We start from the raw sequence: 14,282 nt of genomic DNA, 5'->3' as shown, positions 1-14,282 counted from the left end.
GGCTCGGGTCCGGTTCCTATCGGTTCAGCAACGTCGCCGGCGACGGCGCCCGCGTCCGTCAGCGGCGCGGCGAGGCGCCGGAGGGCGCCCGATCCGCCCTCAGCCGTCGCCCTCGTCGCGGAGCGTCCGGAGCGTCTCCGTCGCGACGTAACCGCCGTTGCGCTCCTCCGCGAGGTCGAGCAGGACGAGCCACCCGAGCAGGCGCCCGACGCGCTCGCGCCACACCGACTCCCAGTCGGTCGTCCGGTAGCGCTCCCAGTCGGGCACGCGGTCGGCGAACCCCTCGAACGCCGCCGCGACCGTGACCGGCGCGGTTCCGGCGTCACTGGCCGCGAGCAGGGCGTCGGCAACGTCGGTCGCCCCGTACACGCCCGCGAGGAGGTGCTCGCGGAGGTGGGCGGGCGTCGGCTCCGTGCGGAGTCGCTTGAACCCCTCCGGTGTCTCCGTCGCGAGGTCGAGCGCGCGGAGGAACGTGAGCCACGTGCGGGCGACGTCGCGCGAGCGGAACCCCACCCGGCGCATCAGGCGGGCACAGCAGTCGTCCTCGCTGCCGGGGACGAGCGGGACGGCCGCCTGCGCGTCGGCCACGAAGTCGACGCGGGCGGGCGGCTCCGGGACGAGTTTGAACTTCATGCCGCGGCCTACTGGTAGTCGAACGACTCCGCCAGCAGGTCCTCGCGGGTGTCGCCCAGCGCGTAGGTGGGCCCGTCGAGCACGTCGACGGTGACGGCGGCGGGGGCGAACACGGCCTCGTCGACCTCGTAGAAGTCGTAGTCCGCGTCGGCGAACACCTCCGCGAACGGCCGGCCGTACTCGTCGGTGGCGCTGGAGGGCACCTCGTCGAAGCGGTCGAAGTCCTCGCTCACGGTGAGGTGCACCTCGCCGCCGTACGCCAGCGCGTCGTTGGTCCGCCCCATCGCCTCGGTCTCGTCGTAGCTGACGGGGGCGACCGGCGCCGACCCGGCGACCGATTTGAGGTGTTCCGGGTCGTACCCCAGCTCGAACAGGCGGAACACCGCCAGCTCCGCGGCGCGCGCGGCCGCGGTGACGCTCCCCGCCGTGGAGCCGAGCGCGGTCGTCGGGAGGAAGACGGCGGGTTCGTTCACGTTGGCCGTCTCGGCGACGTGCTCGACCACGTCGTCGCCGGGGAGGGTCGTGCTCTCGACACACAGCACCGTGAGGTCGAACTCGTCGTAGTAACCCAGCGCCTGGAACTCCCGTTCCTCGCCGACGAGCGCGCGGGCGGGACCCGACCCGAGCCCGGCGAACCCGGGCAGGTCCAACTCCCACCCCGCCTTCTGGCAGCCGAGGAGGGCGACGCCCGGGTGGTCGGTCGTGAGTTCGACGTACGGCGTCGGCGACCCGTCGACGCGACCCATCCCGCTCTGGAGGGTGGCGAGGCCCGCCGTCTGGATCTCCGCGAGCAGGAGCCCCGCCTCGAGGCCGCCGTCCGCCTCGACGCCGAAGTCGACGACGGTCGCGCCCGAGTCGAGTTCGTAGCCCGCGATGTTGAGTTCGTCCGCGAAGTCGAGCGCCTCGTCGACCAACTCCACCGCCATGCGATTGAGGCTGTCCATGGGCGGGGTTGGACGGCCTGTGGGTTAAACTCGGTCTTGTCGAGCCGCTCGCTCCGCTCCCCACGGTCGAGTCGGTGACCTGCCGGCGACGGTGTCGTCGAGGGCTCCCGACGTCGCCCTCGCGTCAGTCGTCGCTCGCGACGCCCGCGCCGAACTCCGCGGGGCGGCGCCGCCGTCCGCCGCCTCGGGCGCTCCTCGCGGACGTCGTCGCCGCGCCCCTCCGCGATGACCTCCGCGTAGGCGTCCGGGAGGACGCGCGTGAACTCGGAGACGACCGTCTCCCAGTCGGCGAGCAGTTCGCGGGCGCGCTCGCTGTCGGTGCGCGCGAGGTGGTTCTCGACGAGGCGCCGCAGCATCGCCTCGTCCTGGTCGGTGAGCTCGTCGGCGAGGCTCACCATCCCGCGGTTCGTCTTCGCCGCGAGTTCGTCGTCAGGGTCGTGGACGTACGCGACGCCCCCGGACATCCCCGCGGCGAAGTTCCGGCCGACCTCGCCCAACACCGCGACGACGCCGCCGGTCATGTACTCGCAGCCGTGGTCGCCGACCCCCTCGACGACGGCCTTCACGCCGGAGTTGCGCACGGCGAAGCGCTCGCCCGCCATCCCGTTGACGTACGCCTCGCCGGCGGTGGCGCCGTACAGCGCGACGTTGCCGATCAGGATGTTCTCGTCGGCGTCGAACGCGGCGTCGGCGGGCGTCTGGACGACGACCGTGCCGCCCGACAGCCCCTTGCCGACGTAGTCGTTGGCGGCGCCCACGAGGTGGGCGTCGACGCCGTCGGCAAGGAACGCGCCGAACGACTGGCCCGCCTCGCCGCGGAAGTCCAGGTCCAGCGACCCGGCGGGGAGACCGTCCTCGCCGTGGGCTCGCGAGATGCGGTTGGAGAGGGTCGCGCCCACCGCCCGGTCCGTGTTGTCGACGTCCGCCGAGAGGGCGGCCGGCTCGCCGCGCTCGATGGCGTCGCCGAGTTCGTCGAGCAGGTCCCAGTCGAGCGCCTCGTCGAGGTCGGCGTGGTCCTGCTCGCGCACCTTGTGGCGCGGGCCGTCGTCGCCCGGCTCGGCGACGAGCGCCGACAGGTCGAGCCGTTTCGCCTTCGGGTGGTCGACATCGCGCTGGGAGAGGCAGTCGACACGGCCGACCATCTCGTCGACCGTCTCGAAGCCCAACTCGGCCATGATCTCGCGCAGCTCCTGCGCGATGAACTGCATGTAGTTGATGACGTGCTCGGGCTCGCCCGGGAAGCGGTCGCGGAGGTCCTCGCGCTGGGTGGCGACGCCCACCGGACAGGTGTTCTGGTGGCACTGCCGGGCCATCACACAGCCCGAGGAGACGAGCGCGGCCGTCCCGAACGCGTACTCCTCGGCGCCCAGCAGGGCCGCCACCGCGACGTCGCGCCCGGTCTTCAGCCCGCCGTCGGTCGTGACGGTGATCCGGTCGCGCAGGCCCGTCGCCCGGAGCATCTGGTTCGCCTCTGCGACGCCCAGCTCCCACGGCAGGCCGGCGTTCTTGATCGAGGTCTTCGGCGACGCACCGGTCCCGCCGGAGTGGCCCGAGATGTGGACCACGTCGGCTTCGGCCTTCGCGACGCCGGCGGCGATGGTGCCGATGCCGGCCTCCGAGACGAGCTTCACGTTGATGTCGGCCTCCGGGTTGGCGGCCTTCAGGTCGTAGATGAGCTGTTTGAGGTCCTCGATGGAGTAGATGTCGTGCAGCGGCGGCGGCGAGATGAGGCCGACGCCGGGCGTCGAGTAGCGCACGTGGGCGATGTACTCGTTCACCTTCGCGCCGGGGAGGTGGCCGCCCTCCCCCGGCTTCGACCCTTGCGCCATCTTGATCTGGATCTCGTCGGCGCTCGTGAGGTAGTTCGACGTGACGCCGAAGCGCCCCGAGGCGACCTGCTTCACGCTGCAGTTCCGCTCGGTGTCGAAGCGCTCGGGCGGCTCGCCGCCCTCGCCGGTGTTGGCCTTCGCGCCCAGCCGGTTCATCGCGATCGCGTTGTTCTCGTGTTGCTCCGGCGAGAGGCTCCCGAGGCTCATCGCGGCCGTCGAGAAGCGCTTGGCGATGTCGGCGACGGGCTCGACCTCCTCGACCGGGATCGGGTCGCGGTCGTTGCCGATGTCGAGGAGGTTCCGCAGTTCCGCGGGCGTGTCGGGGTCGTTCACCTGCGCGGCGAACTCGTCCCACGCCTCCCGGTCGCCCTCGCGCACCGCGCGGTGGAGCGCGTTCACCGAGTGGGGGTTCCAGCCGTGTTTGATCCCCGTCGAGCGGTGCTCGTACTCGCCTTGCGTCTCCAGCTTCGGGTCCTCGCCGAAGCCGACGTCGTAGCGGTCGCGCAGGTCCGACTCGATCTCCGGGAGGCCGATCCCCTCGGTCCGGATCTCGGTGCCCTCGAAGTACTCGCGCACGAGGCCGGAGTCGAGGCCGACCGCCTCGAAGATCTGTGCGCCCTGGTACGACTCGACCGTCGAGATCCCCATCTTCGCCATCGTCTTCAGCAGCCCCTGCTCCAGCGCCGCGCGGTAGGCGGCCAGCGCCTCGTCCTCGTCGGCGCCGTCGGGCCCGGCGACGATGTCGCGGACGGTGTCGTACGCGAGGTACGGACACACCGCGCCGGCGCCGTAGCCGACGAGACACGCGACGTGGTGGACCTCCCGCGGGTCGCCCGACTCCACGACGAGGCCGGCGCGGGCGCGCAGCCCCTCGCGCACGAGGTGGTGGTGGACCGCGCCCGTCGCCAGCAGGCTCGGCACGTGGAGCCGGTCGGGGCCCATCCCGCGGTCCGAGAGGACGAGCACGTCGGCGCCCGCGCGGACGGCCTCCGCGGCGTCCGCGCGGAGCGTCTCGACGGCGTCCTGCAAGGAGTCGGCCGGGTCGAACGTCATGTCCAGCGTGACCGACGTGAGTGCGCCGGTGGTCGCATCGCCCACGTTGCGGAGCGTCGCCGTCTCCGCCTCCGTCAGCACCGGCGAGTCGTTGACGACCTGCCGGGCGTGTTCGGGCGTCTCGCCGAGGAGGTTGCGCTGGGGGCCCAGCCGCGTCTCCATCGACGTGACCAGCTCCTCGCGGATGTAGTCGATCGGCGGGTTCGACACCTGCGCGAACAGCTGCTTGAAGTAGGTGAACAGCGGGCGGTCGAACTCCGAGAGGACGGACAGCGGCGTGTCGTCGCCCATCGAGCCGACCGGGTCCTTCCCCTGTTCGGCCATCGGGCCGATGAGGTGGTTCAGCTGGTCGGTCGTGTAGCCGAAGGCCGCCTGCTTGCTCCGCAGGTCGTCGTCTGGCCCCGTCTCCGGCGACGGGTCGGCCGCGGCCGTGACGGCCGCGAGGTCGCGCTGTTCGGCGTCGACCCACTCGCCGTACCGCTCGTCGGTGAGGTCGGCGAACACCTCCTCGTCGTCGAGGACCCGCCCCTCCGTGCGGTCGGCGACGAACGTCTCGCCCGGGCGGAGGCGGCCGCGCTCGCGTACGTCCCCGGGGTCGTGTTCGAGCGCGCCGACCTCGCTCCCCATCACGAGACGGTTGTCCGTCGTCACGTCGTAGCGACACGGGCGCAGGCCGTTGCGGTCGAGGACGCCCGCGACGCGGTCGCCGTCGAAGCCGATGACGAGCGCGGGGCCGTCCCACGGCTCGACGAGCGAGGCGTGGTAGTCGTAGAAGTCGCGGCGCTCCTCGTCCATCGCCTCGTCCTCGCGGTACGCCTCGGGGATCATCATCCGCAGGGCGTGCGGGAGCTCGCGGCCGCCGTTGAGGAGCAGGTCGAGCGTCTCGTCCACGGAGGCCGTGTCCGACTGGTTCGGGTCCGAGATGATCGGGCGCACCGCGTCGAGCTCGTCGTCGCCGAAGCCGCCGTCGGCCAGATCCGACTGGCGGGCGCGCATCCAGTTGACGTTCCCCTGGATGGTGTTGAACTCCCCGTTGTGGACGACGTTGCGGTACGGGTGCGCGAGGTGCCACGCGCCGAGGGTGTTCGTCGAGAAGCGGGCGTGGACGAGCGCGACGCCGGAGGTGAGCCGGTCGTCGCGCAGGTCGGGGTAGTAGGCGTCGATCTGGTCGGCCTTCAACAGCCCCTTGTACACGACGCGCTGGCGGTCGAGCGAGCAGACGTAGAAGCGCTCGCCGCCGGCGACGTCCCCGGCGGCCGACTCCACCGCCCGTCGAGCGACGTACAGCCGTCGGTCGAACGCCTCCTCGTCGAGGTCCGTGCCGTCGGCGGGCGCGACGAACGCCTGCCACACGTCCGGCTCGGAGTCCAGCGCCGTCTGCCCGAGGTTCGCGCCGTCGGCGTCCGTCGGCACGTCGCGCCACGCGACCACGTCGAGGTCGTGCTCCGCGAGCGTCTCCTCGAACAGGTGCTCTACGTCGCCGCGGGCGGCGTCGTCGGTCGGCATGAACAGCGACGCGACGGCGTACGTCTCGGGGAGGTCGCCGACGACCGCCTCGAAGAACCCGTCCGGTCGCTCGACCATGATCCCGGCGCCGTCGCCGGTGTTCTGCTCGGCCCCCGTCGTTCCCCGATGCTCGAGGTTCTCCAACAGCTCGAGCGCGTCCGATACCACCTCGTGGGACCGCCCGCCGTCGAGGTCGACGACGGCGCCCACACCGCAGTTCGAGCGCTCGTCGTCGGGGTCCGCCAGGCCCTCGACGCGCGCCGACACGTCCGACTCAGTCATGTGTGACAGTTCTGGCCACCCGGGTAAAGGGTTGACCCTAAACGGCTAAGGGTGTGTTATTGCCATATAAGGGTGTTACAGGATGTCCCTATCCTTTCGGACGACCGTGAAGGATCGGAACCGGCGGACGGCTCGTACGGACTCGGATCCGAGTAGCGATCCCGGAGAAGGAACGGCGCCGCGGCGGTCGACAGCTCAGTACGACTTCGCGAAGTACGCGGTCCGGGCGGCGTCGTCGTCGCACACCGCGCACGTCTCGTCGTGGTCGCCGCCGTGGAGGTCGTCCTCGTCCTCGAAGGGGACCATCACGATCTCGGCGGCGATCTGGTCTTTGACCTCGGCCTCGCACGCCTCGTCCCCGCACCACGGCGCCTTCACGTAGCCGCCGTGTTGGCCGATGGTGCCGAGGATCTCGTTGCGCGAGTCGGCCTCGCGCACCTCGCCCTCGAGGTTCTCCTCGGCGGCGGCATACAGCTTGGCGTACACCTCGTCGAGGTGCTCCCGGGTCGTGTCTGCGATGTCGTCGCGGTCGACGGTCGCCTCCTCGCCGTCGGGGCGGTGGACCACGGTGACCTCGTCGTCCTCGACCTCGTAGGGGCCGATCTCGAAGCGGACGGGGACGCCGTTGAGCTCGTGTTCGTTGAACTTGAAGCCGGGATTGCGCGTGTCGCGGTCGTCGAGTTCGACGCGGACGCCCGCCGCCTCCAGCTCCTCGGCGACGCCCTCGGCGTACTCCAGCACCTCGTCTTTCGTGTCCTCCTGCCAGATGGGGACGATGGCGACCTGCGTGGGCGCGACGGTGGGGGGGAGCACGAGCCCCTGGTCGTCGGAGTGGGTCATGATCAGCGCGCCGAGCGCGCGCCACGACAGCCCCCACGAGGTGGTGTGGGCGACGCGCTCGGCCTCGTCCTCGTCGGAGAACGTGATGTCGAACGCCTCCGCGAAGCTCGTCCCGAGGTAGTGGGAGGTGCCGCCCTGCACGGACTTGCCGTCGGGCATCAGCGCCTCGACGGTCGTCGTGGTGTCGGCGCCGGGGAACTTGTCGTGGTCGGGCTTCTGTCCGCGGAGCACGGGGATCGCGAGGAAGTCGCGGTAGGCGGACTCGTACTGGTCGAGGCGGGTCATCGTCTCGTCCCACGCGTCGTCGCGGGTGGCGTGGGCGGTGTGGCCCTCCTGCCAGAGGAACTCCTTCGTGCGGAAGAACGGCTTCGTGTCCGTCGCCTCCCAGCGCACGACCGAACACCACTGGTTGAGCTTGAGGGGGAGGTCGCGGTGGCTGCGCACCCACTGGGACATGTAGGGGGCGATGATCGACTCGGAGGTGGGCCGGACCGCGAGGCGCTCCTCCAGCTCCTCGTGGCCGCCCTGCGTCACCCACGCGACCTCGGGGTCGAACCCCTCGACGATGTCCTTCTCGGCCTCGAGGTACGACTCGGGGATGAACAGGGGGAAGTAGGCGTTCTGCGCGCCGGTCGCCTTGAACTTCGCGTCGAGGAAGTTCTGGAGGCGCTCCCACAGCGCGTAGCCGCGCGGCCGGGTGACGATGAACCCGGACATCCCCTCGGGGGCGTAGCTCGCCAGCTTCGCCTTCTGGACCACCTCGGCGTACCACTCGCCGGTCTCGTACTCCTTCGACTTCGTGACCCCCAACTCCTGTGCGTCGGAGTCGGCGGATTCGTGTTCGCTCATATGCGTCGATGTGTGACTGCCGTCTTAAACTCGGTGCGTTCGGTCGGCCGCGGGGTGAGAAGGGGTTGCGTGGCTACGCGCCACGCGGCGGGAACGGCGAGCGAACACGGGGTCGGGCGGACGCGTTCACGACCGATACGAGCGACCGCGCGGGCATGAACCTTCCCCGGCCGTGCCACGCCGTGACGTCCGAGGGCGGCTCCGCGGCCGGCCGGCTCACTCGTCGCGTCCCCTCCCGGTGGGCTCGGTCGGTTCGACGGCGAACGGGCTCGGCGTCTCGCGCCACGACCAGCCGGGGAGCCGCGTCTGGAACCCGGCCGCGAGCGCGGCGTCGAGGTCGTCCACGCCCGCCGGCTCGTCGGGGCCGCCGTGGGTCCGGGTGTCCGCGACGTGGAACGTCGCCTCGGCGAGCAGCGCCAGCGGCTGGCCGCCGGCGACCGTCGCCGCGAGCCGGCGACCGAGCAGCTCGTCGACGACGAACCCCGGGTAGTCCCCCTCGACGTCCAACTCGCGGAGCAGTCCGGCCAGCGCGGCGACGTTGACCGCGCGGTCGCCGTCGGCGAACACGGTGTCCACCTCCCGGCGGTACGCCTCGTCGCTCACGGCGCCGACGTCGGTGTCGAACAACTCGCCCAGGGCGGCGCGTGTGTCGTTGAGCAGGGGGACGACGACGGGGGCGCGGTCGCGCAGGCGGTCGCGTTCGGCCGCGACGGCGGCGGGTGTGAGTCGCATGGGCGCCGTTCGGGCCGGCGTGCGGTAGTGGTTTGCGAAGGGTTTTATAACACGGACGGAATACGGGGGAGTAAGCGGGTTTTCCGTCGCCCACCTCGGGCAGCTACAACGGAGCCTCCCGTACTCATGCAGTCTTCCACTCACAGTCGACCCGAGGGCGTAGCGTCCGACAGCCGCGCCCCGCGGGACCCGCGACGATCCCTTCAGTTATGAGTCAAGTCGAGAAACAGCTGGAACAGACGAAAGCACAGATCGAATCAGAGATCCCGAACGACGTCTCCGTCACCGACGTGAAGTACGAGGGGCCGGAGCTGGTCGTCTACACGCGCCACCCGAAGGAGTTCGCCCAGAACGGCGACCTCGTGCGACGGCTCGCCTCGAAACTCCGCAAGCGTATCACGGTCCGGCCACACCCGGACGTCCTCTCGGACCCCCGGGAGGCGCAGGCGAAGATCGAGGAGATCATCCCCGAGGACGCCGGCGTCACCGACCTCGACTTCCACGAGGACACCGGCGAGGTCGTCATCGAGGCCGAGAAGCCCGGCATGGTGATCGGTCGCCGCGGCTCCACCCTCCGGGAGATCACCCGCGAGGTCGGGTGGACCCCCGAGGTCGTCCGCACCCCGCCCATCGAGTCCTCCACGGTCTCGAACGTCCGGAACTTCCTGAAACAGGAGCGCGAGGAGCGCCGCGACATCCTCGAGCGGGTCGGCCGCACCATCCACCGCGAGGAGATGGCCGACGAGCAGTGGGTGCGCATCACGACCCTCGGCTGCTGCCGCGAGGTCGGTCGCGCCTCCTTCATCCTCAACACCGCCGAGACGCGCGTCCTCATCGACTGCGGCGACAAACCCGGCGCCGAGGGCGAGGTGCCGTACCTCCAGGTGCCGGAGGCGCTCGGCGCGGGCGCGCAGAACATCGACGCGGTCGTGCTCACGCACGCCCACCTCGACCACTCCGCGCTCATCCCGCTGCTGTTCAAGTACGGCTACGACGGCCCGATCTACTGTACGGAGCCGACGCGGGACCTGATGGGCCTGCTCACGCTCGACTACCTCGACGTGGCGAGCAAGGAGGGGCGCACGCCGCCGTACGAGTCGGCGCAGGTGCGCGAGGCGATCAAACACACGATCCCGCTGGAGTACGGCGACGTGACCGACATCGCGCCCGACGTGAAGCTCACGTTCCACAACGCGGGCCACATCCTCGGGTCGGCCGTCTCGCACTTCCACATCGGCGACGGCCTGTACAACGTCTGCTTCTCCGGCGACATCCACTACGACGACACCCGCCTGTTCAACGGCGCGGTCAACGACTTCCCGCGCGTCGAGACGCTCGTGATGGAGTCCACCTACGGCGGGCGCAACGACTACCAGACCGACCAGGAGGACTCCGAGCGCAAACTGATCCAGACGATCAACGAGACGTACGAGCGCGACGGGAAGGTGCTCATCCCGGCGTTCGCCGTCGGGCGCTCCCAGGAGATCATGATGGTGTTGGAGGAGGCGATGCGCACCGACAAGATCCCGGAGATGCCCGTCCACCTCGACGGGATGATCTGGGAGGCGACCGCGATCCACACCACCTACCCCGAGTACCTCCGCGACGACCTCCGCGACCGGATCTTCCACGAGGACGAGAACCCGTTCCTCGCCGACCAGTTCAACCACATCGACGGGGGCGAGGAGGAGCGCCAGGAGGTCGCCGACGGCGGTCCCTGTATCATCCTCTCGACCTCGGGGATGGTGACCGGCGGCCCGATCATGTCGTGGCTGCGCCACCTCGGGACCGAGGAGAACTCACAGCTCACCTTCGTGGGCTACCAAGCGCAGGGAACGCTCGGCCGCCGCATCCAGAACGGCTGGGAGGAGATCCCGGTGCAGGACCCCAACGACCGCGGCCGCACCTCGACGCTGACGCTGAAGATGGACGTCGAGACGGTCGACGGCTTCTCGGGCCACGCGGACCGCCAGGGGCTGGAGAACTTCGTGAAGACGATGAACCCGCGGCCGGAGAAGGTGCTGTGTGTCCACGGCGACGAGCGCTCCGTCCAGGACCTCTCGTCGGCGCTGTACCACGACTACAACATGCGGACGTTCGCGCCGAAGAACCTCGAGACGTTCCGGTTCAAGTGACCCGGCCGCGCGAGTCGACCGGCCGCCGGGTGCGGCCGGTCGACCGTCCGGACTGAAGTCCCGCGGCGACGAGGGGGGAGTATGCGCCTCGCGCTCATCGCCCACGACGAACAGAAGGACACCCTCGTCGAGTTCGCCCGCGAGCACACCGGGACGCTCTCGACGCACGACCTGATGGCGACGGGAACGACCGGCAAACGACTCAACGAGGAGACGGACCTCACCGTCGAGCGGAAGTCCTCGGGGCCGCTCGGCGGCGACATGCAGATCGGCGCCGAGGTCGCCGACGGCGACTGCCACGGGATCGTCTTCCTGCGGGACCCGCTGACCGCCCAGCCCCACGAGCCCGACATCTCGGCGCTGTTGCGGATCTGCGACGTCCACGACGTGCCGCTGGCGACGAACCCCGCGAGCGCCACTCACCTCGTCGAGGGGATCGGTCCGTCGCGGTGACGGTCGCCATCAGTTCCGATAGCCGGGGCCGCTGTCTTTAGGTCCGGGCCGCCCGGACCTGACGACGAACAGATGTGTCCCCGCCCGCTCGTCCGCGCGGTCGCCGCGCTCCTCGTCGTCTGTACGGCCGTAGCCGGCCCCCTCGCGGCGCCGGCCGCCGCCGCGCCCGAGGACTGCTTCGGCCAGGGGCGGGACCTGCACGTCGGTACCGAGGGTCCGACGATCGACCTCACGGTCCACACGTCGCTGTTCTCGAACCTCGGGCGACCCGGGGCGCTCGGCCTCTCGGCGGTCGGGTCCACGGGCGACGCCGAGATCGTCGACCTCCGGGTCGGCGTCGCGTTCGTCGGGGTCGGCGACGCGAGCGAGTTCCTCGCGGACCCGTTCTCCCGGTTCGCCCTCGTGTTCGACTACACGCTCTCGCTCCCGATGTTCGACACCGTTCCGGGCGAGACCACCTACGAGCAGTCCGAGGCACCCGTCGAGGGCGTCCCGGAGGCCGACTGTTCGACGGACGCCTGAGACGCGCGCGCCCCTACCCCTGGCGAACCGGTCCTTCCGGTCGGGCCGTGACCGCCGATACCGGGTCGGTCGCCACGAGCGTGGTCGGCCTCGATCAGTCGTCTCCGACCGTCTCCGCGGGGTCGACCGCCGTGCCCGCCAGTTCGTCGATCCCGACGCGGTCACACAGGTCGTACAGCGGGCACGCCTCCGGCCCCTCCAGACACGCCGGGCGGCGCGCGGTGCAGTACTCCCTGCCGAACTGGATCGTCGCCGTGTGCCCGAAGCCGCACTGCTCGGGCGGCACCGCCGCCTCCAACGCCTCCCGGACCGCCTCGTGGTCGGCGGTCGGCGGCGCAAGTCCCATCCGCCGCGCGATGCGGTGGACGTGGGTGTCGACGGGGAACACGCCGTCGCGACCCCCCGCGAACAGGAGCACGCAGTCGGCCGTCTTCGGCCCGATGCCGTCCATATCGAGGAGCGTCTCCCGGACCTCGTCGGGGTCGCCGTCGCGGACGAACCGGTCGAAGCCGTCCGCCCCGCCGTACGCCTCGTCGACGCGGCCGGCGAGCGCGACGATCCGTTCGGACTTCAGGTTGTACAGCCCCGCCCCGGCGATGGTCTCGGCCAGTTCGTCCGTCGCGGCCGCCGAGAGCGACGCCGCGAGGTCGCCCGCCCACTCGGGGCCGCCCTCGCCGTACCGCGCCAGCAGTTGGTCGTGGGCCGGCTGGCTCGCCTTGTCGCTCGTGTTCTGCGAGAGCACCGTCCGGACGAGACACTCGAAGGCGTCCTGCCCGCCGTACGCCTTGCGCCAGTACAGGTCGCCGAGCGCGTCGACCACGGCGGCCGCGCGGGTCGCCGGTTCGTCGCTCGCGGTGAACGTCGCCGGCCGACCGCCGCCGGACGCGCCGCCGCTGATGTTCTCCGCGGGCTCGTCGTCGGTCACGCGACACGGTGGGGCGCCCTCGTACAAGAACCGTCGCCCGCGCTACGGCTCGACGCGTAGCGTCACCGTCAGGGGGGCGCCGCGCTCGAGCGCCGTCACCAGCCGACGGTCGAAGTCGGCGGCCGCCTTGTCGGCGCCGACCATGATCGTGCGCTCGTCGACGTAGTCGCTCGTCCGGCCGACCATGCTCCGGTCGCCCTCGTACGTGAGGTCCGGGTGGCCCCGGCCGGTGACGGTCTCGGTCGCGTCGGCGGCCGCGAACTCCGCCACCACGGTGGCGTCGTGCGAGCGACACGCCGCGACGAACGACCGCGGGACGTCCGCGGGCGTGGTGTCGGCCTCGACCGCGAGGATACAGTCGCCCGCGGGCGTGAGCCAGTCGTCGCTGGTCACCTCGAACGTGCTCGTGTGCTCGGCGCTGACGTGTTCGTGCCCCGTCGCGGCGAACGTCACCTCGCGGACGGCGCCGTCCGCGTCGGGTCCCTCGCTCATACCGGGAGTGACGCGGGCGGCGACAAAACCCACGCGACTCGCGGCGGGGGTCGCCACGCCCCCGCCGCCGGCCCGCGCTCAGTCGATGTCGATGCCGCCCGCGGCCCGCTCGACGCCGAGCACGACGAGCGCCCCGACGACGGCGGCGACGGCGAACTCGCCGAGCACGGCGGTCGTCCACGCGGGCACCTCCTCGCCGACGCGGACGACCGGGGCCCGGAGCGCGCCCACGACGAGCCCGACGAGGAACGCCAGCGTCGCCTCCCGGCGCGCCGCCAGCGCCGCACGGACCGTGTGGGCGACGGTCAACAGTCCGACGACGCCGCCCGCGATGAACGCGACGACGGGCACGCCGGTGTCGAGCACCGTCGAGACCGGGCCCCCGGTCGCGAGCGCGAGCAGGGCGTCGACGAACGCCGACAGGGCGCTCGTCATCCGCTCGTACTGCCCGAGGATCACGAGCAGGAGCGACCCCGAGATCCCGGGGAGGATCATCGCGCTGACGGCGATCGCGCCGGCGGCGGCGGTCGCGACGACGGACTCGCCGAGCGCCGCGCTGGCGCTGCCGGAGGCGACGAACGCGACGACTACGCCCGCGACGCCGGCGACCGCGCGGGCGGCGGTGTCGAGCCGGAGCTCGTCGCGGAGCACGACCGCCGAGGCCGCGATGAGCCCGAAAAAGAAGCCGTAGGTGAGCACCGGGAACGACTCCAAGCCCACGTGGAGTACGCGTGTCACCGTGAGGATCGCGGTGGCGATCCCCGCGCCCAGCGCGAGCAGGAAGGCCCCGTCGAGCTCGCGGAACACGACCCGGAGGTCGCCCCGGTCGCCGACGAGGGCCGCGAGGACGCGGCGAACGAGCGCCGGGTCGGCCGACGTGAACGCACCGATCAGGCGGTCGTAGATGCCGGTGATCAACGCGATCGTCCCGCCGGAGACGCCGGGCACCGCGTCGGCCGCGCCCATGGCGACCCCGCGCAGGTACGCGCCGCCGAGGCCGACCTCGGCCGCGTCCCCGGCGGCCTCGCCGTCGTCGTAGCCGGTGCCGGCGGAGCGACCCGTCGCGGTGTCCGCGCCTCCGTCCGTC

General features: G+C 71.4%; 10 protein-coding genes and 1 pseudogene. 3 read left to right on the top strand and 8 right to left on the bottom strand.

The window, feature by feature from the left end:
• Window positions 1-99 precede the first annotated feature (99 nt).
• The 5 genes and pseudogenes from P0R35_RS06930 to P0R35_RS06910 all read right to left on the bottom strand — a co-directional run bounded on the left by P0R35_RS06930 (window position 100) and on the right by P0R35_RS06910 (window position 8,668).
• Complete coding sequence (locus P0R35_RS06930; RefSeq protein WP_284014455.1) at window positions 100-633, bottom strand: double winged helix-containing putative transcriptional regulator; 534 nt, start codon at window positions 631-633, stop codon at window positions 100-102.
• Between the two features lie 8 nt (window positions 634-641).
• A complete protein-coding gene (mch, locus tag P0R35_RS06925; protein ID WP_284014454.1) occupies window positions 642-1,577 on the bottom strand; it encodes a methenyltetrahydromethanopterin cyclohydrolase in 936 nt (311 codons plus the stop codon).
• Window positions 1,578-1,741: 164 nt separating this feature from the next.
• Window positions 1,742-6,247, bottom strand: a pseudogene (gene gltB / locus P0R35_RS06920) (glutamate synthase large subunit); the annotation flags it as partial.
• 195 nt (window positions 6,248-6,442) lie between these two features.
• Window positions 6,443-7,936 (bottom strand): proline--tRNA ligase, encoded by a 1,494-nt coding sequence (gene proS / locus P0R35_RS06915; protein WP_284014453.1) that lies wholly within the window; start codon window positions 7,934-7,936, stop codon window positions 6,443-6,445.
• Window positions 7,937-8,152: 216 nt separating this feature from the next.
• Window positions 8,153-8,668, bottom strand: a complete 516-nt coding sequence (locus tag P0R35_RS06910) for a DUF7984 family protein (RefSeq protein ID WP_284014452.1) — start codon at window positions 8,666-8,668, stop codon at window positions 8,153-8,155.
• 209 nt (window positions 8,669-8,877) lie between these two features.
• Between P0R35_RS06910 and P0R35_RS06905 the strand changes: the two genes are divergently transcribed.
• From P0R35_RS06905 to P0R35_RS06895, 3 genes are all read left to right on the top strand, one after another.
• Complete coding sequence (locus P0R35_RS06905; RefSeq protein ID WP_284014451.1) at window positions 8,878-10,803, top strand: beta-CASP ribonuclease aCPSF1; 1,926 nt, start codon at window positions 8,878-8,880, stop codon at window positions 10,801-10,803.
• Between the two features lie 81 nt (window positions 10,804-10,884).
• Entirely contained in the window at window positions 10,885-11,256 is a 372-nt protein-coding gene (locus P0R35_RS06900; RefSeq protein ID WP_284014450.1) for a methylglyoxal synthase, read from the top strand.
• A gap of 72 nt (window positions 11,257-11,328) precedes the next feature.
• A complete protein-coding gene (locus P0R35_RS06895; RefSeq protein WP_284014449.1) occupies window positions 11,329-11,778 on the top strand; it encodes a DUF7332 family protein in 450 nt (149 codons plus the stop codon).
• 94 nt (window positions 11,779-11,872) lie between these two features.
• Here P0R35_RS06895 and P0R35_RS06890 read toward each other — a convergent pair whose 3' ends face one another.
• The 3 genes from P0R35_RS06890 to P0R35_RS06880 all read right to left on the bottom strand — a co-directional run bounded on the left by P0R35_RS06890 (window position 11,873) and on the right by P0R35_RS06880 (window position 14,161).
• Entirely contained in the window at window positions 11,873-12,703 is an 831-nt protein-coding gene (locus tag P0R35_RS06890; RefSeq protein WP_284014448.1) for an endonuclease III domain-containing protein, read from the bottom strand.
• A gap of 42 nt (window positions 12,704-12,745) precedes the next feature.
• Window positions 12,746-13,195 carry a DUF371 domain-containing protein gene (locus P0R35_RS06885; RefSeq protein WP_284014447.1) on the bottom strand — a complete coding sequence of 150 codons (450 nt, stop codon included), beginning with the start codon at window positions 13,193-13,195 and terminating at the stop codon, window positions 12,746-12,748.
• 78 nt (window positions 13,196-13,273) lie between these two features.
• Entirely contained in the window at window positions 13,274-14,161 is an 888-nt protein-coding gene (locus P0R35_RS06880; protein WP_284014582.1) for a DUF368 domain-containing protein, read from the bottom strand.
• Window positions 14,162-14,282 lie beyond the last annotated feature (121 nt).

It is taken from the genome of Halobaculum litoreum (assembly GCF_030127125.1).
GTDB lineage: Archaea > Halobacteriota > Halobacteria > Halobacteriales > Haloferacaceae > Halobaculum > Halobaculum litoreum.
This window is presented reverse-complemented; position numbering and strand designations above follow the sequence as displayed.